The sequence below is a fragment of the Winogradskyella aquimaris genome (genome assembly GCF_042676105.1).
Classification (GTDB): domain Bacteria; phylum Bacteroidota; class Bacteroidia; order Flavobacteriales; family Flavobacteriaceae; genus Winogradskyella; species Winogradskyella aquimaris.
On record NZ_JBHTJQ010000004.1, the window covers coordinates 189757 to 213020 of the forward strand.

General features: G+C 34.4%; 24 protein-coding genes. 9 read left to right on the forward strand and 15 right to left on the reverse strand.

What is annotated here, in order from left to right; genetic code table 11:
- Nucleotides 1-70: 70 nt before the first annotated feature.
- Together ACFQ1K_RS05305 and ACFQ1K_RS05310 are read left to right on the forward strand one after the other, a co-directional pair.
- On the forward strand, nt 71-772 hold the full coding sequence (locus ACFQ1K_RS05305) for a DUF4197 domain-containing protein (RefSeq protein ID WP_320556721.1): 702 nt from the start codon (nt 71-73) through the stop codon (nt 770-772).
- 91 nt (nt 773-863) lie between these two features.
- Nucleotides 864-1061, forward strand: coding sequence for a Lacal_2735 family protein (locus ACFQ1K_RS05310; protein WP_320556720.1), 198 nt, complete (start codon nt 864-866; stop codon nt 1059-1061).
- On the opposite strand, the gene ACFQ1K_RS05315 is transcribed toward ACFQ1K_RS05310, so the two are convergent.
- The 4 genes from ACFQ1K_RS05315 to prfA form a co-directional block, all read right to left on the reverse strand.
- Nucleotides 1058-1564, reverse strand: coding sequence for a hypothetical protein (locus ACFQ1K_RS05315; protein WP_320556719.1), 507 nt, complete (start codon nt 1562-1564; stop codon nt 1058-1060). The two genes, ACFQ1K_RS05310 and ACFQ1K_RS05315, sit on opposite strands and share 4 nt — an antisense overlap.
- Nucleotides 1565-1741: 177 nt before the next feature.
- Complete coding sequence (locus ACFQ1K_RS05320; protein ID WP_320556718.1) at nt 1742-2527, reverse strand: ABC transporter substrate-binding protein; 786 nt, start codon at nt 2525-2527, stop codon at nt 1742-1744.
- A 1-nt stretch (nt 2528) separates the two neighbouring features.
- Nucleotides 2529-3350, reverse strand: coding sequence for an orotidine-5'-phosphate decarboxylase (gene pyrF, locus ACFQ1K_RS05325; RefSeq protein ID WP_320556717.1), 822 nt, complete (start codon nt 3348-3350; stop codon nt 2529-2531).
- A 34-nt stretch (nt 3351-3384) separates the two neighbouring features.
- Nucleotides 3385-4461: a peptide chain release factor 1 gene (gene prfA / locus ACFQ1K_RS05330; protein WP_320556716.1), complete on the reverse strand. Its 1077-nt coding sequence runs from the start codon at nt 4459-4461 to the stop codon at nt 3385-3387.
- A gap of 718 nt (nt 4462-5179) precedes the next feature.
- Between prfA and ACFQ1K_RS05335 the strand changes: the two genes are divergently transcribed.
- A complete protein-coding gene (locus ACFQ1K_RS05335; protein ID WP_320556715.1) occupies nt 5180-5842 on the forward strand; it encodes an ABC transporter ATP-binding protein in 663 nt (220 codons plus the stop codon).
- Here the strand turns inward: ACFQ1K_RS05335 and ACFQ1K_RS05340 are convergent.
- The 5 genes from ACFQ1K_RS05340 to ACFQ1K_RS05360 all read right to left on the reverse strand — a co-directional run bounded on the left by ACFQ1K_RS05340 (nt 5839) and on the right by ACFQ1K_RS05360 (nt 11484).
- Nucleotides 5839-6846 carry a DUF3078 domain-containing protein gene (locus ACFQ1K_RS05340; RefSeq protein WP_320556714.1) on the reverse strand — a complete coding sequence of 336 codons (1008 nt, stop codon included), beginning with the start codon at nt 6844-6846 and terminating at the stop codon, nt 5839-5841. The two genes, ACFQ1K_RS05335 and ACFQ1K_RS05340, sit on opposite strands and share 4 nt — an antisense overlap.
- Before the next feature lie 12 nt (nt 6847-6858).
- Nucleotides 6859-8037, reverse strand: a complete 1179-nt coding sequence (locus tag ACFQ1K_RS05345) for an AIR synthase related protein (protein WP_320556713.1) — start codon at nt 8035-8037, stop codon at nt 6859-6861.
- A 53-nt stretch (nt 8038-8090) separates the two neighbouring features.
- A complete protein-coding gene (locus tag ACFQ1K_RS05350; protein WP_320556712.1) occupies nt 8091-8774 on the reverse strand; it encodes an outer membrane beta-barrel protein in 684 nt (227 codons plus the stop codon).
- A gap of 172 nt (nt 8775-8946) precedes the next feature.
- A complete protein-coding gene (locus tag ACFQ1K_RS05355; protein ID WP_320556711.1) occupies nt 8947-9084 on the reverse strand; it encodes a hypothetical protein in 138 nt (45 codons plus the stop codon).
- Between the two features lie 213 nt (nt 9085-9297).
- A complete protein-coding gene (locus ACFQ1K_RS05360) occupies nt 9298-11484 on the reverse strand; it encodes a glutamine synthetase III family protein (RefSeq protein WP_320556710.1) in 2187 nt (728 codons plus the stop codon).
- Between the two features lie 174 nt (nt 11485-11658).
- On the opposite strand from ACFQ1K_RS05360, the gene ACFQ1K_RS05365 reads away from it, so the two are divergent.
- Nucleotides 11659-12675, forward strand: coding sequence for a glutamine synthetase beta-grasp domain-containing protein (locus ACFQ1K_RS05365; protein WP_320556709.1), 1017 nt, complete (start codon nt 11659-11661; stop codon nt 12673-12675).
- A 59-nt stretch (nt 12676-12734) separates the two neighbouring features.
- Here ACFQ1K_RS05365 and ACFQ1K_RS05370 read toward each other — a convergent pair whose 3' ends face one another.
- Together ACFQ1K_RS05370 and ACFQ1K_RS05375 are read right to left on the reverse strand one after the other, a co-directional pair.
- Nucleotides 12735-13685 (reverse strand): calcium/sodium antiporter, encoded by a 951-nt coding sequence (locus tag ACFQ1K_RS05370; RefSeq protein ID WP_320556708.1) that lies wholly within the window; start codon nt 13683-13685, stop codon nt 12735-12737.
- 140 nt (nt 13686-13825) lie between these two features.
- Complete coding sequence (locus ACFQ1K_RS05375) at nt 13826-15781, reverse strand: endonuclease (RefSeq protein WP_320556707.1); 1956 nt, start codon at nt 15779-15781, stop codon at nt 13826-13828.
- Nucleotides 15782-16375: 594 nt separating this feature from the next.
- On the opposite strand from ACFQ1K_RS05375, the gene ACFQ1K_RS05380 reads away from it, so the two are divergent.
- Nucleotides 16376-16528, forward strand: a complete 153-nt coding sequence (locus ACFQ1K_RS05380; RefSeq protein WP_320556706.1) for an SsrA-binding protein — start codon at nt 16376-16378, stop codon at nt 16526-16528.
- A gap of 75 nt (nt 16529-16603) precedes the next feature.
- On the opposite strand, the gene ACFQ1K_RS05385 is transcribed toward ACFQ1K_RS05380, so the two are convergent.
- Complete coding sequence (locus ACFQ1K_RS05385; RefSeq protein WP_320556705.1) at nt 16604-17470, reverse strand: anti-sigma factor; 867 nt, start codon at nt 17468-17470, stop codon at nt 16604-16606.
- Nucleotides 17471-17626: 156 nt separating this feature from the next.
- Here ACFQ1K_RS05385 and ACFQ1K_RS05390 point away from each other — a divergent pair, with 156 nt between their 5' ends.
- The 3 genes from ACFQ1K_RS05390 to ACFQ1K_RS05400 all read left to right on the forward strand — a co-directional run bounded on the left by ACFQ1K_RS05390 (nt 17627) and on the right by ACFQ1K_RS05400 (nt 20547).
- On the forward strand, nt 17627-18079 hold the full coding sequence (locus ACFQ1K_RS05390; RefSeq protein ID WP_320556704.1) for a pyridoxamine 5'-phosphate oxidase family protein: 453 nt from the start codon (nt 17627-17629) through the stop codon (nt 18077-18079).
- 321 nt (nt 18080-18400) lie between these two features.
- Nucleotides 18401-18856: a DUF2846 domain-containing protein gene (locus ACFQ1K_RS05395; protein WP_320556703.1), complete on the forward strand. Its 456-nt coding sequence runs from the start codon at nt 18401-18403 to the stop codon at nt 18854-18856.
- A gap of 404 nt (nt 18857-19260) precedes the next feature.
- Entirely contained in the window at nt 19261-20547 is a 1287-nt protein-coding gene (locus ACFQ1K_RS05400; protein ID WP_320556702.1) for a tyrosine-type recombinase/integrase, read from the forward strand.
- 174 nt (nt 20548-20721) lie between these two features.
- Here ACFQ1K_RS05400 and ACFQ1K_RS05405 read toward each other — a convergent pair whose 3' ends face one another.
- From ACFQ1K_RS05405 to ACFQ1K_RS05415, 3 genes are all read right to left on the reverse strand, one after another.
- A complete protein-coding gene (locus ACFQ1K_RS05405; RefSeq protein ID WP_320556701.1) occupies nt 20722-21078 on the reverse strand; it encodes a hypothetical protein in 357 nt (118 codons plus the stop codon).
- 5 nt (nt 21079-21083) lie between these two features.
- Nucleotides 21084-21299, reverse strand: a complete 216-nt coding sequence (locus ACFQ1K_RS05410) for a helix-turn-helix domain-containing protein (RefSeq protein ID WP_320556700.1) — start codon at nt 21297-21299, stop codon at nt 21084-21086.
- Nucleotides 21300-21631: 332 nt separating this feature from the next.
- The gene (locus ACFQ1K_RS05415; RefSeq protein WP_320556699.1) at nt 21632-21973 is read right to left on the reverse strand and encodes a hypothetical protein; all 342 of its coding nucleotides are present in this window, start codon (nt 21971-21973) and stop codon (nt 21632-21634) included.
- A 132-nt stretch (nt 21974-22105) separates the two neighbouring features.
- Between ACFQ1K_RS05415 and xerA the strand changes: the two genes are divergently transcribed.
- Entirely contained in the window at nt 22106-23236 is a 1131-nt protein-coding gene (gene xerA, locus ACFQ1K_RS05420) for a site-specific tyrosine recombinase/integron integrase (RefSeq protein ID WP_320556698.1), read from the forward strand.
- Nucleotides 23237-23264 lie beyond the last annotated feature (28 nt).

The window sequence follows — 23264 nt, forward strand, 5'->3', positions numbered from 1 at the left end:
TGAATTCATCACAAGCAAATACTTACTCTATTAAATTATCTTTGTAGGAACTACAAATCCTAAATTTATCATGAAAAAAATTTTTGCCTTACTTATTGTTTTTAATCTAACTGCATGCGCAGAATTGCAAGAAGTGGTCAATCAATTACCACAATCTGGTGGCATTGGAAATGTGGATATTGCTGCTGGTTTACGACAGGCATTGGATATGGGAATTGATAAACAGGTCACCAAACTGACGCAAACTGATGGATTTTACAAAAATGATTTAGTAAAAATTCTATTACCCGAAGAACTCCAAAAAGTTGATGAGGCGCTACGAAAAATTGGGCTAAGTAGTTTAGCAGACGAAGGTATTAAGGCATTAAATAGAGCGGCAGAAGATGCCGTAAAGGAAGCCACACCAATTTTTGTTAGTGCAGTAAAGGACATTACCTTTGATGATACTAAGGCAATTTTGTTAGGTGATGACAATGCCGCAACAACCTACTTGATCTCTAAAACACAAGCACAACTTTACAACAAGTTTAAGCCTGTGATTAGTAATTCTTTTGGCAAAGTTGGTGCAGATCAAATTTGGACTAATCTTATAACCAAATACAACAGCCTTCCCTTAACTAGCGATGTTAATCCTGATTTAACGGATTATGTTACCATAGAAGCCTTAGATGGAGTATATACCATGATTGCAGTTGAAGAGAAAGAAATTAGAACTAAAGTTTCATCAAGAACAACAGATTTATTAAAAAAGGTGTTTGCACTGCAAGATTAATAAGATTATTTTCTTAAGAAAATTTTGTTAACAATACAGCTCCTATTATTTAATATTTAGTAAATTAGAGTCTTAATAAAAATATTTTGCCGTGTATAATTCAGAACGTTTGCTCCGAAAAAGGTTTAGACTATACCAAGAATACCTACAACTTATGGAAGATGCTTACAATCTGAGGCAGACCGACCATGCATTGAGTGATTTTTCAGAATTTAAAGCAACTAAAGTTTTGAATCAATTGAATAAGCTTAAGTTTATTATCGGTGATACAAAAATACAAGCCAATTAGCTTTTAGGCTTATACAAACCATCAAAAGCCACGGTAACATCTTTGCCTTCTGTTATGGTTTCCCACAATTGCCGAACTGTACCATCTCCATTATCAGTCCATGTGATTCGATGATAAAATGTTTGTCCCTCAGTATTGGTTTTCTTAGCCGTTTGCAAAATCATTTGATCGCCAACTTTATTTCCTGTTAAATGCAAACTCTGTCCTTGGTTGTCAATCCAGATTTGCTCCCATTGATTAGTTTCATTATTGTAAAAGTTATTGCTAGTTCCTGTATAGCCTGGTGTAGCACTGATCCAATTTTCTTGTAATACACAACCTTCTTGTATTTTTTCAATTGTATTTTCACCAGCTATAGTTCCATCTGATTTGAAAACCTCCCAGCTTCCCATCCAAAAATCAAATTCTGAATATTTCTCATTACAACAGTTACATGAAGGGTTTTGAGCCGTTAAAAATGAGCAGAATAGAGTTAAGATTAAGGTTAATGTTCTATTTATCATAACTCGCATAATTTACTCCTAAGTTATTAAAGTACATTTAATTATAAGCTAATGTTAACATAACATTTAAACCAAAGAAAGTCAGCATCTTTGTATTGCAAAAGAGATTAAGTCTTAAAAGAGTTTAGAACAGTTAGTTAGATTAAGGTCGGTATGCTAGTTACATACCGATTTTTTTTATGCTAAAAAATAACTTTTGAAATACCGATAGGATTTGCAAATTCGGCTTCCGTACCAAGAAAACATTTCCCCATCCACTATCATTATTTTTTTGCTTGGAAACTGTTTTTTAAACTCTTCAATGTCCTTTTCTTTGAATGGATAAGGTTCGCTCGAAAGAAAAATACAATCCGCTTCTTTTATTTTCGGATGGTCTAATTGTATTTCAGGGTAACGCTCTTCATCTTCAAAAACATTAAAAAGATGTGCTTCATTGAGCATGCTGTGAATGAAGGTGTTTGACGCTGCAACCATAAACGGATTCTTCCAAATAAAATAGGCTACTTTCATTTTATTTGATCTTGATCGCTGAGAGTGAAATGCCTCTTTTTCCGTTTTTATAGCATTCACCAACCTTGATGCCTCGTTGGACTTATTAAAGATTTGACCATACGTTTTAATTAGCTCTAAACAGTCCTCTACGGTATAAATATCGCTTATATGTATTGGTGCGATAGACTTGAGTTTATCAATCATTTCCTTTGTGTTTTCTTCCTTATTACAAAGGATAATATCGGGTTGAAGCGCTTTAATTTTTTCAAAGCCAATTTGCTTGGTTCCACCGACTACAGATTTAGTTTTTCGAAGCGAAGAAGGATGAATGCAAAACTTAGTGACACCAACGATTTGATCTATCAAACCTAAATCTACTAACAATTCTGTTTGTGATGGCACTAACGAAACTATTCGGTTTGGTGATTGCTTTAGTTCGATTATTCGATTTAACTGGTCGTGATAAATCATTTCAATGCAGTTGCTTCAACTCTTCATGCATCTGCTTTTGCAATACCTCCGCTTTTGTTGCAGCAGCTTGAGCAAAATCTTTATCTTGTGAAGCATAGATAATGCCTCTAGATGAGTTTATTAATAAGCCTACATCAGGACTCATTCCATATTTACATACCTCTTGAAGATTACCGCCTTGTGCACCTACTCCAGGAACCAAAAGGAAACGCTCTGGAATTATCTTTCTAATATCCGCTAAGTATTCGGCTTTTGTAGCACCGACTACATACATTAAATTCTCAGAATTCTTCCAATTTTTTGAGGTTTCTAAAACCTGTTTATATAATTCGATGCCATCAACACGCTTCGTCTGAAAATCGAAAGCTCCCTGATTGGATGTCAAAGCCAAAAGAATGGTATGTTTATCCTTAAACGCCAGAAACGGTTCTATCGAATCCTTGCCCATATAAGGTGCAACAGTTACGCTATCAAAACCTAAATCCTCAAAAAACGCTTTGGCGTACATGCTACTGGTATTACCAATATCTCCACGCTTGGCATCTGCTATCGTATAAATTTCAGGGTGGTTTTCGTTAAGGTAGTGTATGGTTTTTTCTAGGGCTTGCCAACCTTTAATACCATAAGCTTCGTAGAATGCTGTATTGGGTTTGTACGCCACACAGAGGTTATGTGTTGCATCAATTATAGCTTTATTAAAAGCAAATATGGGGTCTTCTTCCTCTAAAAGATGTTGGGGAATTTTATTTAAATCCACATCTAACCCTATACATAGGAAAGATTGCTTTTTTTTGATTTGAGTGATTAATTGGTTTGTTGTCATACCACAAAAAAAGCCTCTAAACGAGGCCTTCAATTTATATTACATCGTCACTTGCTTTTAACAACTCAGTGTTTTCAGCAAGCATTAATTCGTCAATTATTTTTTGAATATCTCCATCTATGATATTCGATAAATCGTAGAGTGTTAGGCCGATTCTATGATCCGTGACACGACCTTGTGGATAGTTGTACGTTCTAATCTTAGCACTTCTATCTCCAGAACTCACCATACTTTTACGCTTCTCGGAAGCTTCGGCCTGGCGCTTTCTCAATTCCTCTTCATATAAACGCGAACGTAAAACCTTCAAGGCTTTTTCTAAGTTTTTGTGTGAGGATTTCTGATCTTGACAACTTACTATCATACCCGTTGGCTCGTGATGTAATTTAATAGCAGAATATGTAGTGTTTACCGACTGACCACCAGGACCTGTAGAAGTCGTACGCTCTATACGTACCTCTGTCATGTCTAGTTCATAATCAAACTCTTCTGCCTCAGGCATTACCACCACAGTTGCTGCACTAGTATGTACACGACCTTGTGTCTCAGTTTGTGGCACACGCTGAACACGATGTACACCTGCCTCAAACTTCAGGGTTCCATATATGTCTTCACCCGATACTTCAAAAATGATTTCCTTAAACCCTCCTGAGGTTCCTTCACTGGTACTTACGACATCTACCTTCCAACCTTTATTGCTACAGTATTTTGAGTACATTCGGTACAAGTCACCTGCAAAAATACTTGCCTCATCACCACCTGTGCCAGCACGTACCTCAACGACCACATTTTTAGCATCATCGGGATCTTTAGGAATCAATAAAAATCTGATTTCTTCTTCAATCTTTGGTAACTGCTCCTTTGCTTCTTCCAGTTGTATTTTTGCCATTTCAACCATTTCGGCATCAGAACCATCAGCTATAATTTCTTCGGCTTCGGAAATGTTGTCTAACAACTCTTTATAAATAGCTCCTTTATCAACTATCTTTTTTAAATCTTTATATTCCTTATTTAATTGAATATAACGCTTTTGATCTGCTATTATGTCTGGCTGTATGATAAGGTCATTGACCTCGTCGAATCGTTGTTTTACAATCTGTATTTTCTCTAACATCGCTCTTCAAAAAATTGGAAGTCAAAAGTACGATTTTTTATGGATTTTAATGAATACATCTTTTTCATCAGTTTTAAAAAATATTTCTCACTGTTTTAGCGTTTTATGAAGTATGCGAAAGCAGATTATTGCTATACTAAACTATTATAAGCCGCTTGCTCTATGGTCCTTTTTAGTGACTATTGCTATTACGGTAATTAATCCAGAATTAATTTTAGCGCTATGTACTAAACTTTTTCTGGTATTTCTTTTATGGATCATGTTAAGTGACAGAAAGCTTAGACAACGTCTAAAATTTTATAAAATAAGCGGTGTGTCTTACTTTAAATTCTTTAGTATTATTTTTTTACTAGATGGCTTTATTACCTGCGTTTTTCTAATACTGATAAAAGGTTTTATTTAAAGAATAATATCTTTACTCATATGAAGTACCTCTTATTCTTCTTTCACTTTTACAAAACTTTTATTGCCTGGTCCATTATAATTTCCATACTTATTGGGTTGTTGAATCCACAATATATTCCTGCAATTGTGACCAAGTTCTTTCTTATCCTATTTGCTTGGTATGTGACGAATGAAACCTCAGCTAAACGTAAACTTACTTTTTATAAAAACATGGGAATATCACCAATTTATCTATTTATATCATTGCTATTTGTAGACAGTGTCTTTACGATATTCATTATTTTTTTATTCAAAACTTTTTAAGCTTTAATCAATGGTACTTGAAGTAGATAATATAGAATTAAACTTTAAACACAAACGAATTTTAAGCGGCATATACGTAAAAGCTGAAATGGGTAGTGTCACTGGAATTTTAGGCGGCAATGGTAGTGGAAAAAGTAGCTTGTTCAATATAATTTTTGGCAATCTAAAGCCAAAATACAAACTCGTTAGAATAAATGGGGAACCAATTCTTAAACCACTTTACAAAACAGGATTAGTAAAATATTTACCTCAGTACCATTTCGTTCCAATTGGAATTAAAATCCGAAATATTTTTAAATTATTTAATGTTTGTTGGAGTGATTTTGTTCAGTCTTTTGAAACATTTGAAAAATATAAAAACCAAAAAATCAATAAACTATCAAGTGGTGAACGAAGAGTGGTAGAGACCTATATTATTTTAAAATCCAAAAGTACTATTACGATTTTAGACGAGCCTTTTTCGCATATTGCCCCTTTATATGTAGAAACTATAATAAATCTAATTTGTGAGGAAAAAGAAAGAAAAATCATACTTATTTCTGACCACCTATACAAGCACATTATTGATAGTGCAGACCAAATTTACTTGCTGAAAAATGGAACCACAAAAGAGATAAATAATTTAAGGAACTTGGAAGATTACAAATATTTAAATGATGGTCAGTTAGATTAGTTTAAAGGTTCTGAACTACCAATTACCAAACTATCCAAATCCACAACAACTCCTACACCGAGCAGTTGTTTCCATTGTATTCTTGGTCCTTTTAATACAATTTCCTCATTGGTAATTTCATTTTTCTCTACTTCCGTGTTGATGTCATGGTCATATCTGAGATGAGATCCAAAAGTTGCTTGCACATATTTATTGACCTTCATATCTACATTAATTTCCCAATCAACATCTATATTACCAAAATTCACCAAATAGTCGGTATAAAGCCTTAGACGCGAAATCAATTTTATATTTTCAAGAACCTCATCCTCAAATTGACCAGTGAATAGCATCCCTAATTCTTGCCTTACACGCTCACCCTTTCTCAGGATATTGCCCGTCAAATCATAAATAGCAGGCCTTACCCCGAATGCACCTTGATTGGCCAAGGCTTCATCCAAAACAAAGGTAGTCTTCAGAGTAAATGGCGAGGCATATAGTGAAAACCTTTCAATGTGTCTACCATATTCCATACCGACACCTAAAAACACATAGCCTGGCGCCATAAATTTTGATATCGGTGTATTTGCGTCAGGGCTACTAAAGCCATTTGCAAATTGAGTATTAAAACTAAATCTCGCAGAATAAAACCAATTACTTTCAGGACTTTTTTCTAAACCGAAATTAGACACTACTTCAATAACGTCTTCGGTTTTAAACAAAGCTTGTCCTTGTTGCTTGTTAAGACCATATCTTAAATTAAGTGAGGAATTCCAAAAATAAGTTTCTGCTTTATACTTTAAAGAAGCTTTACCTGTTAGTATTGCTGTGATTGAGTTCGTACCACCTGCATTCCAATTGGTAAAGGAGACCTGATTAAGATAAAGACCCACTTCATTTTTTGTATTCCACCCAAGATTCAATTTAGTAGTTGATTCCACTAAAAAAAGAGAATCGGGTTGCGCGGAAATCAATAAACCATACAAAAATGCAATCCCTAGAATACACCTTTTGAAATAATGCATATTTACCAGATTTTAATACGTAAACGTACCAAACTCACTTTTAATAGTTAGTTTTTTAGCTTTTGAGGCTTCTACCCTACCTATAATCTTGGCATCTACATTGAATGATTTTGAAATCGCAATAACATCCTCAGCAACCTCAGGTTTTACATACAATTCCATGCGATGTCCACAATTAAAGACCTGGTACATTTCTTTCCAGTCTGTTTTGGACTGCTCTTGTATAAGTTTAAATAACGGCGGGATTTTAAATAAATTATCCTTTATAACATGGAGCTCATCTATAAAATGAAGTATTTTGGTCTGGGCACCACCACTACAATGTACCATACCATGAATAACATCACCATTATATTTACTGAGAATTGATTTTATAATAGGTGCATAGGTTCTAGTTGGTGACAATACTAATTTACCAGCATCCAGTGGTGCGTTTTCTATAGTATCCGTTAACTTTATATTTCCTGAATAAACCAGTTCTTTAGGAACAGCAGCATCAAAACTTTCAGGGTATTTGCTAGCTAAATATTGTGAAAACACATCATGTCTTGCGGATGTTAATCCATTACTTCCCATACCACCATTATATTCCGTCTCATAACTGGCTTGACCAAAGGATTCTAAACCTACTATAAGGTCTCCCTCTGAAATGTTGGCATTATCTATAACGTCTGAACGCTTCATTCGGGCAACAACTGTAGAATCTACAATAATGGTTCTAACCAAATCACCCACATCTGCTGTTTCTCCACCTGTAGAATGTACGGTAACACCAAAACGTTTTAAATCTTCAATCAACTCTTCGGTTCCATTAATTATAGCTGAAATTACTTCTCCAGGTATAAGGTTTTTGTTTCGCCCGATAGTTGAAGACAACATAATGTTATCTGTTGCACCAACACAAAGTAGGTCATCAATATTCATTATTAATGCATCCTGAGCTATACCTTTCCAGACTGAGAGATCACCAGTTTCTTTCCAATACATATAAGCTAAAGATGATTTTGTACCTGCACCATCGGCATGCATAATTAGACAGTACTCATCATCATTGGTTAAATAATCTGGTACAATTTTACAGAAAGCTTTAGCAAATAAGCCTTTATCTATATTCTTTATGGCATTATGCACGTCTTCCTTGGAGGCAGAAACACCACGTTGTGCATATCTTTTGCTTATAGAATTGCTCATAGAAACTTAATATGGATCTTGTTTGATAATGCAAAAGTAAGAATAGAAATTAATTAATTGATTAAATTGGAATTTATTACCGTATCAATTTGATTTAGTATTTGCTCTTTTCTTTTATTACCTCCTAAATAAAGATTTACACCAAGACCAATGCGTAGAAAGGATTCATCATTCTCAGGCAAGATTAAGCCTTCCATCTCATTGGAAAGCACATAATTATAATCACCAAATAACTTAAGACCCAACCCATCCATTACCATGTATTCTAATCCTAAACCAAATTGGACCTTAGTTTGCGTTTCCTCAAAATAATTAGAGGCGTTATAACCATAACCGCCAAATAAAAAAGGAGTAAGCCCTTTATTCGGCATTACTAAATACTCAAGATTGAGATCAAAAGACATGTATCCTTGATTAAAATCTTCACTAACGGTTAAATTATACTTATTAAATGATAAATTGATATTAAGATTACGGTTTATATGATACTTATAGCCTATTCTAAAAAAAATATCTGGACTAGCTTCCGGATAATCTCCAAGAAGTAAGGACGTACCAAATGCGGCATCGATGACGTGGGTTCCTCTAAACCTAAGAAAATCAAGTTCATTGTAAAGGGCTGTATTAGTTCTTGTAGTGTCCAGCTCTTGTACCTTTTCAACTTGTGCTTTAATGGAAATAGCACTTAACAACGTAAGAATTAATATTAATAATCTAACTTTATTTTGAACAATCATTTATTCTCAATTAGCAAATAAGCTTAGATCATTTAAGAAAATAGGGCGGCCTAATATAGAAAAATATTTCTCAAACCAAAGATTACCCTCAATGAAAAAAGGATAAAACCTTAATTTGATTTTACCCTTTTATTAATTTTTTTTGGCTAATAGCCTTGTTTATAACTTAATTTTAAGATTCTGTCTGTAGCTTAGGCTGTACATTAACAACCTCGTCATTTATAACGTTCTTGATGTCCTCAGAATTATCTTGAGCAAGAATTAAAGTCGCACCCACAAGAATAGCTACGCTTAATAGTAACTTCTTCATTTTAACAAATATTGATTAATAGCACTTCAAAAATACTAAATAAACCTCTATCAAAATCGGCATATCCAGTTTTTTTTATGGGATTTTAAAGGGTTTTCGATAATATGTATTTGTTATCGACAAACGACACAAAAAACAAAATATGACACTTAATTATCTACGTAATCTTACGTAGATAATAGCCTACAGACGAATATAGTTGGTTAAAAAGGCCTATTTAGTAAATAAAAGCTCTCTGTATTTTGTAAGTGGCCATAACTCATCGTCTATCATTAATTCTAATTTGTCACAATGGTATCTTATATCATCAAAAAATGGTTTCACTTTATTGCAATACCCATTGGCCTTCTTTTCAATATTAGCTTCAGAATTTAAAATTTTACGTTCATCTATCATTTTGGTCACTAAAGAGTTAATTGCTTCGATGTGCCTAGAAATCTGCTCAATAATATTCAACTGTTCTTTAGCAAAACCTCTAAAATCTTCGCCATAGATAGCTTTTAATCCTTTCACATTTTCTATAAGAATATTCTGGTATCTAACAGCTGTTGGTACGACATGATTTCTGGCAATATCACCTATGACTCTACTTTCTATTTGAATATGAAGGATATATTCCTCCATTTCAATTTCATACCGCGCTTTAGTTTCTACCTCATTCATAACCCCCAGACTTTTAAACAATTCAACTGAAGATTTAGCAACTTTAACTTTAAGTGCTTCTGGAGTTGTTTTGTTATTACTCAAACCACGTTTTTTAGCTTCCTTTTCCCAGGCCTCACTGTAACCATTTCCTTCAAAAAGAATCGCCTTGGATGTTTTAATATATTCCCTTAATACATTAAAAATAGCATCGTCTTTCTTCATCGACTTTTTATCGATCAAAACATCAACTTCTACTTTAAAATCCATTAACTGTTTTGCTACAATTGTGTTTAAAACCGTCATTGGATTGGCACAATTCGCTTTAGAACCTACTGCTCTAAACTCAAATTTATTTCCAGTAAAGGCAAATGGCGATGTTCTATTTCTATCTGTATTATCCAATAATATTTCAGGAATCTTACCAACAACATTGAGTTTCAAGTCCGTTTTTTCTTTGGGCGACAACTTCCCTTTAGTTACGGTTTCTAACTCCTCCAAAACTTTTGTTAATTGCGCCCCAATAAAAACTGAGATTATAGCAGGTGGTGCTTCGTTAGCACCTAAACGATGGTCATTACTTGCCGACGCTATAGCAGCTCTCAATAATTCTTCATGAGTTTCCACAGCTTTAATTGTATTAATAAAGAAGGTTAAAAACTGTAAATTACTCATTGGTGTTTTACCTGGAGATAAAAGATTTATTCCTGTATCGGTACTTAAACTCCAGTTATTATGTTTACCTGAACCGTTGACTCCAGCAAACGGTTTTTCGTGCATTAGCACTTTAAAATCGTGCCGTTTGGCAACCTTTTGCATGACATCCATTAATAAAGAATTATGATCAACTGCCAAATTTGCTTCTTCATATATTGGAGCCAACTCAAATTGGTTAGGTGCAACTTCATTATGTCTGGTTTTTACAGGGATTCCCAGAAGCATACATTCGTTCTCCAAATCTCTCATATACGCCATGGCTCTGGATGGAATGGTCCCAAAATAATGATCATCCAATTGTTGGCCTTTTGCAGGGGAATGCCCCAATAATGTTCTTCCCGTAAGCACAATATCTGGTCTAGAAGTCGCTAAAGCATTGTCTATCAAAAAGTACTCTTGCTCCCAACCTAAAGATGCTGTTACCTTTTTCACATTTTTGTCAAAATATTTACAAACAGCCACTGCCGCTTTATCAACAGCGTATAGTGCTCTTAATAATGGGGTTTTATAATCCAGCGCTTCCCCGGTGTAGGATACAAAAACAGTTGGTATACAAAGCGTCGTTCCGTAAACAAAAGCTGGTGAAGTAGGATCCCAAGCCGTATAACCTCTTGCCTCAAAAGTATTTCTTATACCTCCATGCGGAAAGCTTGAGGCATCAGGCTCTTGTTGTACCAACTGACTACCACCAAACTTTTCTATTGCATTACCATCGCCTATAGTTTCAAAAAAAGCATCGTGCTTTTCAGCTGTGGCACCGGTGAGCGGCTGAAACCAGTGTGTATAATGGGTAGCTCCTTTAGAAATAGCCCATTCTTTCATTGCTGTAGAAATATGATCAGCTAAAACTCTATCAATCTTAGAACCTTTGTTTATGGCTTCCATGATACTTTGCATAGCATCCTTTGTTAAGTATTGACGCATAGCTGCCTCATTAAATACATTGGCACCAAACATTTCTGAACGCCTTTTTGGCTCTTCCACGCTTAAGGGTTTCCTTTTTAATGACTCTTTTACTGCAAAAAATCTCAATGTTGACATATTATTAAATTTTGCCCCAAAAATACGAAATAATGAAAATGGAAAGTATATACCCCTTAAAAATTAGGGTTTATCAACAACTATTAATAACATTTTATCTAAAACACCCTATATTTTTTGAGCATTTAAAAAAAAAGATAATCTTTGCAGTGTCAAATTATAAATCCAATACTGATGAGTAAATCTAAATTAGAGTATATATGGCTAGACGGTTACAAGCCTACTCAAAACATGAGAAGCAAAACTAAAATTGAAGACGATTTTAGTGGAAAATTAGAAGACTGTCCTATTTGGTCTTTTGATGGTAGTTCTACGAGACAAGCTACTGGTGATTCTTCTGACTGCTTATTAAAACCTGTTGCTATTTATCCAGATCCCGCACGAAAGGACGGTTACTTAGTGATGACAGAAGTATTAAATCCTGACGGAACACCTCACGTATCTAATGGTAGAGCCACTATTGATGATGACGACAATGATTTCTGGTTTGGTTTTGAGCAAGAATACTTTATAATGGATAAGAAAACACAGCTGCCTTTAGGTTTCCCTGTTGGTGGATATCCTGCACCTCAAGGTTTGTATTACTGCTCCGTTGGTGGCAGAAACACCCACGGTAGAGCTTTGGTTGAAGAGCATGCCGACCAATGTATTGCAGCTGGTTTAAATTTTGAAGGTATTAACCAAGAGGTGGCTTCAGGACAATGGGAATTCCAATTGTTTGCGAAGGGCGCTAAAAAAGCAGGCGATGAAATTTGGGTAGCACGTTATTTATTAGACAGATTAACCGAAAAATATGGCTACTACATAGAGTATCATCCAAAACCACTAGGAAAAGAAATGGACTGGAACGGTTCTGGTATGCACGCCAACTTCTCTAACACTACATTAAGAACTTGCGGTGATAAAGCTACTTATGAAAAAATTTGTGAAGCCTTTAGACCTGTAGTTAAAGAGCATATAGAAGTTTATGGTGAATTTAACGACCAGCGTTTAACCGGTGATCATGAAACCGCATCTATAGATGATTTCAGTTATGGTATTTCCGACAGAGGAGCTTCTATCCGTATTCCTATTATTACAGTTGAGAAAGGCTGGAAGGGCTGGCTAGAAGATCGTCGTCCAGCTTCTAATGCAGATCCATATAAGGTTGCAGGAAGAATTGTAAAAACTGTAAAAAGTGCAAATATTTAAAGCGCACTAAATAACTAAAGAAAAAGCTCATATTTATTTATGAGCTTTTTTTTGTCTTTCTATTTAAGCGCTAAAAAGACAAATACCATATAGCCACCAAATAGCAACATTCCCTTTAAACGACCAATCTCAAAACGCTTGGGTATAAAAATCAAAGGAACTAAAATAGCTGCAAAAGTTATCATCCAGAATATGTTAGTTGATAGAATTTCTGGTGTTTCAGGATTTACAGCAATAGGTTTTATAATCGCTGTGAGCCCCAAAACGGAAGCAATATTAAAAATATTTGAACCTATAAGGTTACCCAAAGAAATAGCTTTTTCTCTTTTTAAGGCTGCAATTACCGAAGCGGCCAATTCTGGCACACTGGTACCAATAGCAATAACGGTTACCGAAATGGCATAATCACTTATACCTATGGCAGAAGCCAGTTGCTTTGCTCCATCTACTAACCATTCTGAACCAAAATACAGTCCGCATGCACCTATGATTAACCAGGCCACTATTTTAAAATTGGAAACTTCAGCTAAGGTATCATCCACCTCGTCCAAGTTAGCCTTGATAGACTTTCTAGAACTTCTTATAAGAATTACTAAAAATATCAAGAGAGCAATGAATAGGATTACTCCCTCTAAAGCAGAAAGTATTTCATCATTTTTTAAAAAATAATAGAGTGCAAAAGACACCAACATCATCATAGGCCAATTGAGTCTGTAAAAATCACGATCAACAGCTAAAGGAGAAATTATTGCCGTAATCCCTAAAACCAGCCCAATATTGGCAATATTTGAGCCTATAACGTTGCCAAGTGCTATATCTGAAACACCGTCCAAAGCGGCCTGCAAACTCACCAAAAGTTCTGGCGCAGACGTCGCAAAAGACACTACCGTCATTCCAATAACTAACTTAGAAATCTTTAGTTTAAAGGATAATCCCACAGATGCTCTCACCAAAAAATCACCACCTACAACCAATAATGCTAGGCCAGCCAATACATAAAATACACTCATCTACGAACCAATTGTTTAATCCCATTTTTTATAGAATGCGAAGATAGTATTTCATTTTCAATCCAATTTAATCTCTTGGTCTGTGACAAGTTATTCTTAATGTTAATAGTCTTTAAGACTTTTGATAATATAAAAAGCTGTTATTCTATAATAATTTTTCTAAGCAAAGCACCTTTGGTATTATTCAATTTTATTAAATACAAACCTGAAGCTAGGTCTAAATCCACTTGATTATTTATAGGTTTATACTGTCCTAATTGTTTCCCTTCGACAGAATAGACCTCAATACTTTCAATATCAATTCCATTTATAAACAATCTACCAGTTGTTGGATTTGGATATAATGAAACTTCATTCATTTCATTGTCATCTACACTCAATTGCTGATTCCAAACCTCACCTACATTATTTCCCCAAATATACTCCACTAAATCAGGTTGATCTATAAAGGGATTTCTGTTAAACTGCCAAGTATAAACTACATTGTTTCTATTCATTTCAAAATCATCTGGCGGATCGGTTCTATGCCAATCCAACAAGGTCGCCAAATCACCTAATTGCCCAGTTATATCTGGAAAACCATTTACAACCTGTAGTCCGTTATAACGAATTTCCATATATAATACACTTCTAGCCACGTCACCTCTAAAACTTCCTAATGTTCCGCTTGGACCAATATATTCCCCATAATGTTGATTACCCCTTGAGCTATTCTCAGCAGCATCTGCAGCACGTAATGCATGCGCATCGGAGTTTCCATGACGTAAGGAATCTGCTTTAGTGGTCCAAAACACATCAATACCATCTGCAATTTCATCTTCTTCAATATCGAAAAAACCACCTCTAGAACGTGGAAATGTATGTTCTCTATTCCATTTACCTTCATTACTGCTTCCGGTTTGTAAATCTAGCTTTGCTCTACCTTCCTCCGTATAAAGCAACCAAACCTGATTACTATTTTCAGGATTTTGATCTGCTTCAAGCAAAATATCTATCACATCCGCGTATGTTTGTGCTCTTACCACATTAGGATCTGCAATAATATCTTGCAAAGCTTGTCTTAATGCTAGATCTGACAATCCATCTAAACTATCATAATACCCATCAGGTTGGGTGCTTTGTACAATGCCAGTTGTAGGATTCACCGGAGTTCCCCAAGCTGCAACTGTAAAATCATTATCTACTATCCTAACTTCGAGATTATTGTTGCCAGGAACAAACGGCTCAACTAAATCCAAAAATCTAATTTGCATGACCTCATCTCCTTCGTCGTCAGAATCATCGATTAAAGTTATTGTCGTAGAAGTTGAATTGGTACCGTTTGAAATTGTAAGATTAGTGTTACCAGAAAAATCTGAAGTATTAAACCCAAAATTACTTAGGCTAATATTGAAATTTAAATCTGAAGTCACATTGGTCTCAGAAGTAAACGTGATATCAAAGGAAGTGCCTTCATCATACTGAGACGCTACAACCGTAATTTCTATTGGATTAATGGGAATGCCGGAGCCATCATTTTCACGTCTTGGTGTTGGTACTGCTGTTGAATACGATTCCACTCCCATACCATCAACAAAACGTTGAATGGATTTAAGGTTCGAATTTGTACCATTATCATTATACTGTATTGTTTCACCAAGCAAACCTAACAACACAGTATCGTCAGAATCATTGGTACCATAGACCATGGCATCAATAAGGTCTGTTTGCGTTGCCAAAGTACCTTCTGGAAAATCGTTAACCGAAGCCTGATAAATACCAACTGCATCTGCACCATTTTGAATAACATTTTCTGATATTAATAATTGTGGAGAAGGATAAACACCTGTACTACCAATAACCAGTAACCCATTATTATCTGTTTGATAACCATTTAGGTCTATAACCATATAGCTGGAATCCGCACCACTTGAAGACCCATTAAAGAACACCAAAATATAACCATCTGTGGAAAAGTTTGGTACTTGAGATTTTAATTCAATAAACTCAGCAGTATCTGTACTTGGTGTGTCGGGATCAAGCTCATTAATAATTAAAACCTGACTCCAAGCATTATGAAAAAGAAATAATACTAAGACAATTAAGAAACGTCGCATCTTTTATTTTTTTCCAAAGATAATAGTAAAAAAGACTATAGGTGTTAATTAAAAATTATTAACAATAACAAAGTCAAAAAATCCATCAAAATTCTGAGTACGATTAAAGTCCAAAAAGATGAAAAATTAAAAATTGTTACTTTTTGAGATGAAATGCCTCTACGATTTGAAAATCTCTCTCAAAAACCCTCTACAAACATATAATTATGAAATCATAATATACATTTATTATTTCATTTTATAACTTAATCCTAGATAAGTCACAATTTTTAGTAATGTTTTTTATTTTTTTAGTTATAAATGTAAATGCAAAATCGTCGATTTTTATAAAAACATTTGGAAGACTATTTGTTGCCGATATATATTGAAAACTCAATCAAGAATTTAAAACAAATAATTAACCTCTAAACCCATAAAATTATGATGACTTTAGCAAAGCTGATTGTCGATATTATTTTTTCGATATTCTAAATTTAACCCATCAAATCAACCAATCAAAAAACGAGTAAAACTTAGTTCTAGAATAAGTTTTACTATTTTTATCGCCGAGACCATATGCAAAAGAGATTACTATCCTTTTGCCAATCATCAAAAATGAAGACATTTATTTTTAAGATTATTGCAAAAATCAACAAAGCGATACTTCCAAGTTACTCTAAAAAACAACTAGACCTAAGTAAAGCAAGCAAATTTCAGCTTGCTATTATTGGATGGCGTGCATACGTTACTAAAAATGCTTTAGACTAAAAAAGACTACCAAAGGGTAGCCTTCTAAAAACTAAAATAGTCTATCGCTTTAGCGGTAAATGCACTTTTTCAATATTAGTTTCTTGTTACGGAACCTACTGGCAAGGATGCTAAGTTAGGTCCGAATTCATGTGTTGCAGGTGCAGTAGCATTCCCTGCTGTGCCCACTAATGGTTTTAACACAAATGGAGCAGGAGAATCATCTGGCATGGGCTCTACCGATATGACAACTATACGACCTCTAACGTCCAATGGAAACGTTTCACCAACTGGGGCATTCTCAAAAAAATCTTCACCAGGAACTGGTGGTCCACCAGCAGGTCCACTAAATGGCGCCGACAAATCGGCCGAATTAAAGGCTGTAAATGTGCCCGTGCTCAAAGGCCCAGAATCTCCAACTACCCAACCTTCATAAACCCATCCCACTGGCAATGTTGGTAATTGAAAATTTGGCAACGGCGGCATGCCTGGTGTACCAAACCAAACTCCATATTGATCATTTCCATTGTTTGTTCCCATTTCATCAGTAGGTGTTCTTAGAAAGAAGGCACCAGAAGCATTAGAAAAATCACCCACAATTGCTGTACTTACTGTTGCGATAGTTCCATTAAAATCACCAACTAATATTTTGGTATCTGCTGGTGAAGGGTCTGGATCAATCGCTGGTTCAATGGACAACACAAATGTTGTCGCGCTTTCCAATTGGACTCTGTCCACAGAAAATGTCTGAGGAAAAACAACACTTGTAAAGGTGCCTGTACTTACAGGCTGACCATTTACAATTATCCAACCCTCGTAAACGTAGTCGCTTCCTAAAGCTTCCAGACCTTGCAGATTTAAAGTTAAGTCTGACGTTGTTTCCGAATTGTTATCGTCGTCGCTACTGCAGGAAACCGCAAAAAAACTTAATGCTAGTATTCCTAAAAATGTTTTTTTAATCATTGCTTATTATTTTAATTAATATGCAACAAATCTAATTTAGCGATTTAGTATAAAATGTTAGCTAGCTAACACATGCTACTTTTTATTTACAAAACTGACCAAAGTCATTAAAAAACAACATCTTAGTTAGTAACTTATTGGTCAAATTCTACAACAATGATTAAAAGCTTAGAACCAAAAAAGTGTACTGAAATTTTAAAAAATAATTATATAGGCTATTTATCTTATATAAGCAATAACAAGCCATATACCGTTCCTATAACTTATTTTTATAACAGTGAAGAAAACTACATAATTTGTTATTCCGGAAATGGCCACAAGATTAAAGCTATGCGAAAGCAAAATGCTATATCATTAGCTGTTGCAGAAATTTTTAGCAATAATAAGTGGCAATCTGTTTTGGCTCATGGCCAATATCAAGAAATTGACGGAGGCACTGCCAAGCTCTATCTACACGAATTTTCATTAGGCATTAAAAACCTCGTTTTAAAAAAAGAGCATAAAGACCTAGATTATATTAGCCAATTTTCAAGCAAAATATATAATATGGAAATTCCGATAGTCTTCCTTATTAGAATAGATGAGATAACTGGCAAAATGAAATCCTAGCGATTCATTAGTAGAATAAAATAATCATTGAGTAAAAAAAGCAAGTAGTCGAATACTTGCTTTTAGTTGTTACGACCTATAACTAATGTTCAAACAATTAATAATCAATTGTGAAACTGGTCATAGACTCTTACTCTTAACTTAAATGGAAAATGACTAACTCAACTAAAACCAGCAAAACCGAATTACACGATAAAACATATATAAGTCTGTATCCACCTTTTTATTCTCAAGACTGAGAATGATCATTGTATAATACTGTTATAGAATATAACTTGAAATTAGGATTTAAGAGAGTACTCATTTTAAAAATCAAGAACCATGAAAAAATTTATGTCTATAATCGGTTTGATTTTATTATTCTCTGGATGTGCTACAACTAAACAATATGTTCAACAACCAGACAGTAATAAAGATGGTGTTAATTACACCAATGATTCCTTGGCTCAGATATATGTTCTAAGACCAAGTTCCTTTGGTTCGGCTGTAACCTATAAGATATATCAAGGAGAAAAATTTATTGGTGAATTAGGACCTAAAAGTTATTTAGTCTGGCAAGTAGATCCGGCAGAAGGACCCATAGAAATAATTAGTAAGATGGAAAACTATGCCATACTTACAGTAACTCCTGAAGCGGGTAAGACATATTACATCAAGCAAAAAGTCAAAATGGGATGGGTCATGGCTCGCACCGGACTAGAGTGGCTTACAGAGAAGGAAGCTTTAGAAATATTAAAAAAACTTAAAGCACCTGAAATCCAGTATTTAAAACCATAATTAGAAACAGCCTCCATTATTGCAAAGTATTAACTTTACGTATATAGGTAAAAGATGCTAGAACTTAATACTATTTTGCTAATCTAATCTTAGTAAAGAACTAATTGGTGTAAATTTTGACAAAACACTCTAAACTTAATTTGGAATAAAATATTGGTTTTAAAATAGAAAACCCTGCCATATGTTGTAAGACAGGGTTTTTATAAGTGACCTCGGCAGCATAAAAATTTTGACATTTTTATGTAAAATTTGCTGTTTTTAAGCCCTTTTAATTGCAATTTTCAATCAAAATTGCAATTAGTTCGACATTTAATGACATACATGGTCACAAAAATGGTCACAAATTTAGGGGCAACAGAAACCATCATTTATCTTAAAATAAAGTTCAACGAACAAAATTAAAGATGGTTTTTACATTTAAATTAAGACAGGGGAAAAAAAGTGCAACTATAATTGCCGAACTACGATTAGGTTCAAAATTAAGGATTAGACAATCAACCCCGTTCTCAATTCCAATAACCTCTGTAAAATATTGGGATTCTAAAGTTCAGCTCATAAAAGTACCAAACGATATCCTCGATAGTGATCATATAAATATTCAACTTAACAAAATCAGAACACTAGTTTATTCGGAGCTATCTAAAATTGGAGGGAATAAACATATAAACACTTTTGAAATTAAGCGTAGTATTCAAGAAATTATCAACCCGAAACCTGCCATAAAAGATGTTTCAGAAAAAAGTCTGGACAAGAGTTACGTCTTAAACTACTTCAGCTATTATATACAATTTTACAGCTCCAATATATCTCCACATACCGGAAGTAAGTTATCTTCCCAAACCCTGAAAACCTATAACAATACACGTGTCTATCTTAAACGTTATCTAGTGTCGAAAAAAATTAAGGACTTCAAATTCGAAGCGATTAATAAATCCTTTTACTATGACTTTATCAGTTACGGGCAAAGGATGGGTTACTCAAAAAACTATATTGGTTCCCATCTTCAAAAACTGAAAACAATTATTCAGGCCGCATATGATGAAGATATACATGACAATAGAGAATTCATGAAACGTTATTTCAAAAAATTCAGGGAAGAAGTAAATCACCCTTATCTTACGGAAAAAGAGCTCTCTAGACTAAGTCAACTAGAAATAGGATGCCACAAACTCGATAATATCAGAGATGTATTTTTAATAGCCTGCAATACAGGACTTAGAATCGGGGATTTGATGAAGTTCCTTAAGAATCCAACCACTGAAAAAATCAATAATAAAAAGCATATTTTTATTAAGCAGAACAAGACCAACAAACCCGTTTACATACCTATAAACTCTTCAATAAGTACAATTCTTGAAAAAAGAAACGGTAAATTTCCGAACTACGTTCACAAAACGGTTATTAATCGCGAAATTAAAGGATTATTGAGACGTTGTGGGGTTACAGAATTGGTAACTGTTGAAAAAACCATTGGTGGAAAAACAGAACTGCTCACCAAGCCCAAATATCAATTTATTAGTTGCCATAGTGCCCGGAGAAGTTTTTGCACCAACGCCTATAACAGTGGTGTGCCACTACAGGACATTATGGTGTTTTCCGGACATAGTTCAGAGAAAATGGTTTTATTGTACATTAAGGCCTCAGCAAAAGAAAAAGTAAGACGCGTTGCTAATCATCCTTTCTTCTCTTGATAGCGTCATTAGTATAATAAAGGCACATAAATACAACTATTGACCCTAGAACTATGGTTGACCCAATCCAAAAATTATTTGTTTTTTGAAGCTGTTCGACTTGTTCCAATTGATTAATTCTTATGTCCTTTGATGACAAAATCCTTGGATAGTCGTCATAGAAATTAACTACACTCATAGTTTTATTAATTTAAAGTTATTTTCATCGTAATCATAAAAAGCAACATCATAAATCACCAATGCTTGTCTTTTTATATCATTTAAATACTCCATTCGGGTAAATCTTGTTCCTGAGAAACCAAGAGTTCTAAGCTTTTGCTTTTCAACGAAGGTTTGTATATTAACACCTAAAATATCAAGTAATATTCTGTAATCATTCAACAGTGTTTCAGTGGTCTGTTTGATGACTGGTTTATTTCTTAATCTATTCTTGTTATTGAAGCGAGACCTACATTTGTTAGAACAGAACTTTTGGTCACTTCGCCTCATCTCGTATTCGGAGTTACAACATTGACAATTAGAAATTTCCATAACCACTATGAATTAGGTTGTTTATTTTCCTGAAAATTATTGAATACAGGAACAGGTGATTTTAGATTTTCTTCGGTTAATGAATCGGAATGAATCAAAACTCGCATACCGTTATAGGGCTTAAAAGCCTTAACCCTTCCATCCTTTATATATCTATCGAGTTGCCGTACACTGACACTTAACTGCTTTGCGGCTTCTTTCTTGGATAAAAACTTATACATGTGATGTGCTATTTATATATTAATGTAAAGCAAGTACATAATAGTTTTTCTTCAAAGCAATTCAACAAGTCTATTGGCAATAATCAGTGAAAATTGCAATTAAATTTGATTTTTTTCCATTTGCACTGCTAAATGTAGGTTTTTTCACACTAATCAGATCTCAAGAATTGACTAAAACAAATGGAAAAGAACCAACAGTAGAACCTAAATACCAATATGTTGGATATTCGAAACTACTCGAGTATATACGTTTAAATCGTGCTTATCCGAGTTTATACGGTTAATTCGCGTAGAACTTTCTGTTCAAGGGATAATCCACTCCAATTAAAGTTCTATTTAGCCATATACTCTTGCCACTTTATAAGTACATATTTATAGTTGCCATTCTCCTTCTTGCCCAAAAATCCATATTCGTAAACAAAAAGATAAACATCGCCTTTTTGGTTCTTCCAGTAATGTGTAAAAAACTTAGGGTCAAACCCCTCACCTCTTAGTACGGATTGCCTTACCACTGCCTTACCTGCCTTATTGTATTCTTTTAGGATTCTTCGATTCAAGCGCAATTGGTTATCTACCTTATTAAAGAAACGTTCTGGTCGTTCGCGTTCTATTTTATACTGATGCGCACTCTTGCACCTCGGGTCGCAGTACTTTTTGTCAATTCTTCCCTTCAATGGCTTGCCGCAGTTGAGGCAATTTTTCTGTAATCTCCTCATATTTTTAACTTAAGTGAATCTTATACGCAAGTTATGCGTATAAGATACGGCTTTTGTTTTTTTAGTTTTATAATTTGAACAAAAAAACAGATGGAACTACGCAAAAACATCACCTTAAAACATTTACTAATCGATAACAAGAAGTATATCGGTCTTAAGTTTTATTCCGATACGGTTATTGAAAAACTGGTAAAAAGCTTAAAAAATGCATGTTGGAGCAGTGAATTCAATATGTACTACATCCCCAACAGCAAAGATAATCTCAATTCAATCTTCAATACCTTCCGTGGAATCGCATGGATAAACACCGGTTACTTCTTTCAGAATACCAGAGCAAAGGGATTAGATGAAGAATTTGATAAAGCTTGGTTTTTGAAACGGAAGGTTCCTGATTATTACAGGACCTGTCCAGATTCATATCTTGAAAAATTAGAAATAAAACAATACTCTAACAATACCGTAAAGACCTATGTATCCTGTTTTGAGAGATTTATAAACCATTATTTTGACAAGCCTATTGAAGAAATCAATGAAACTGATGTTAGAGAATACATAAAATTCCTAGCCAAAAAGAATTGGTCAAAATCTTACATCAACCAAAGTATCAACAGTATAAAATTTTATTATGAGGTCGTTCTTGGCATGCCAAACAGGTTCTACGAGATTGAAAGGCCTAGAAAAGACAAAAAATTACCAACGGTCCTTTCAAAAAATGAAGTGATTGAACTTATTGAGGCTACCAACAACTTAAAGCACAGGTGCATACTGTCATTGCTCTACTCATCTGGGTTGAGAAGAAGTGAATTGCTGAACCTCAAACTTAAGGACATTGACAGTCAAAGGATGCTCATTAAAGTTGAAAACTCTAAAGGCAATAAAGACCGTTACACCTTGCTAGGTGATAAAATGCTCAAAGAACTTAGAATGTACTACAGGGAATACCGCCCAAAAGAATACTTGTTCGAAGGACAGAGAAAACCGCAATATAGTGGGAGTAGCATTACCAAGATCATAGATTCTGCTGCCATGAAGATTGGACTTAAAAAAAAGGTTACGGCACATACCTTGAGACACAGCTTTGCAACCCATTTATTAGAAAACGGAACAGATTTAAGGCATATCCAGGCGTTACTGGGTCATAATTCAACAAAAACCACCGAAATTTACACTCATATTGCTTCCACAAGCTTTGATTACATTAAAAATCCTTTAGATTTGTAAGTATAAACATAATGGAGCTAAACGTAAT

Excerpts from the sequence above, each read along its gene's own strand:
- ACFQ1K_RS05305 (WP_320556721.1), top strand. The coding sequence starts at position 71 with ATGAAAAAAATTTTTGCCTTACTTATTGTTTTTAATCTAACTGCATGC.
- ACFQ1K_RS05315 (WP_320556719.1), bottom strand. The coding sequence starts at position 1,564 with ATGATAAATAGAACATTAACCTTAATCTTAACTCTATTCTGCTCATTT.
- ACFQ1K_RS05320 (WP_320556718.1), bottom strand. The coding sequence starts at position 2,527 with ATGATTTATCACGACCAGTTAAATCGAATAATCGAACTAAAGCAATCA.
- pyrF (WP_320556717.1), bottom strand. The coding sequence starts at position 3,350 with ATGACAACAAACCAATTAATCACTCAAATCAAAAAAAAGCAATCTTTC.
- prfA (WP_320556716.1), bottom strand. The coding sequence starts at position 4,461 with ATGTTAGAGAAAATACAGATTGTAAAACAACGATTCGACGAGGTCAAT.
- ACFQ1K_RS05335 (WP_320556715.1), top strand. The coding sequence starts at position 5,180 with ATGGTACTTGAAGTAGATAATATAGAATTAAACTTTAAACACAAACGA.
- ACFQ1K_RS05340 (WP_320556714.1), bottom strand. The coding sequence starts at position 6,846 with ATGCATTATTTCAAAAGGTGTATTCTAGGGATTGCATTTTTGTATGGT.
- ACFQ1K_RS05345 (WP_320556713.1), bottom strand. The coding sequence starts at position 8,037 with ATGAGCAATTCTATAAGCAAAAGATATGCACAACGTGGTGTTTCTGCC.
- ACFQ1K_RS05350 (WP_320556712.1), bottom strand. The coding sequence starts at position 8,774 with ATGATTGTTCAAAATAAAGTTAGATTATTAATATTAATTCTTACGTTG.
- ACFQ1K_RS05355 (WP_320556711.1), bottom strand. The coding sequence starts at position 9,084 with ATGAAGAAGTTACTATTAAGCGTAGCTATTCTTGTGGGTGCGACTTTA.
- ACFQ1K_RS05360 (WP_320556710.1), bottom strand. The coding sequence starts at position 11,484 with ATGTCAACATTGAGATTTTTTGCAGTAAAAGAGTCATTAAAAAGGAAA.
- ACFQ1K_RS05365 (WP_320556709.1), top strand. The coding sequence starts at position 11,659 with ATGAGTAAATCTAAATTAGAGTATATATGGCTAGACGGTTACAAGCCT.
- ACFQ1K_RS05370 (WP_320556708.1), bottom strand. The coding sequence starts at position 13,685 with ATGAGTGTATTTTATGTATTGGCTGGCCTAGCATTATTGGTTGTAGGT.
- ACFQ1K_RS05375 (WP_320556707.1), bottom strand. The coding sequence starts at position 15,781 with ATGCGACGTTTCTTAATTGTCTTAGTATTATTTCTTTTTCATAATGCT.
- ACFQ1K_RS05380 (WP_320556706.1), top strand. The coding sequence starts at position 16,376 with ATGAAGACATTTATTTTTAAGATTATTGCAAAAATCAACAAAGCGATA.
- ACFQ1K_RS05385 (WP_320556705.1), bottom strand. The coding sequence starts at position 17,470 with ATGATTAAAAAAACATTTTTAGGAATACTAGCATTAAGTTTTTTTGCG.
- ACFQ1K_RS05390 (WP_320556704.1), top strand. The coding sequence starts at position 17,627 with ATGATTAAAAGCTTAGAACCAAAAAAGTGTACTGAAATTTTAAAAAAT.
- ACFQ1K_RS05395 (WP_320556703.1), top strand. The coding sequence starts at position 18,401 with ATGAAAAAATTTATGTCTATAATCGGTTTGATTTTATTATTCTCTGGA.
- ACFQ1K_RS05400 (WP_320556702.1), top strand. The coding sequence starts at position 19,261 with ATGGTTTTTACATTTAAATTAAGACAGGGGAAAAAAAGTGCAACTATA.
- ACFQ1K_RS05405 (WP_320556701.1), bottom strand. The coding sequence starts at position 21,078 with ATGGAAATTTCTAATTGTCAATGTTGTAACTCCGAATACGAGATGAGG.
- ACFQ1K_RS05410 (WP_320556700.1), bottom strand. The coding sequence starts at position 21,299 with ATGTATAAGTTTTTATCCAAGAAAGAAGCCGCAAAGCAGTTAAGTGTC.
- xerA (WP_320556698.1), top strand. The coding sequence starts at position 22,106 with ATGGAACTACGCAAAAACATCACCTTAAAACATTTACTAATCGATAAC.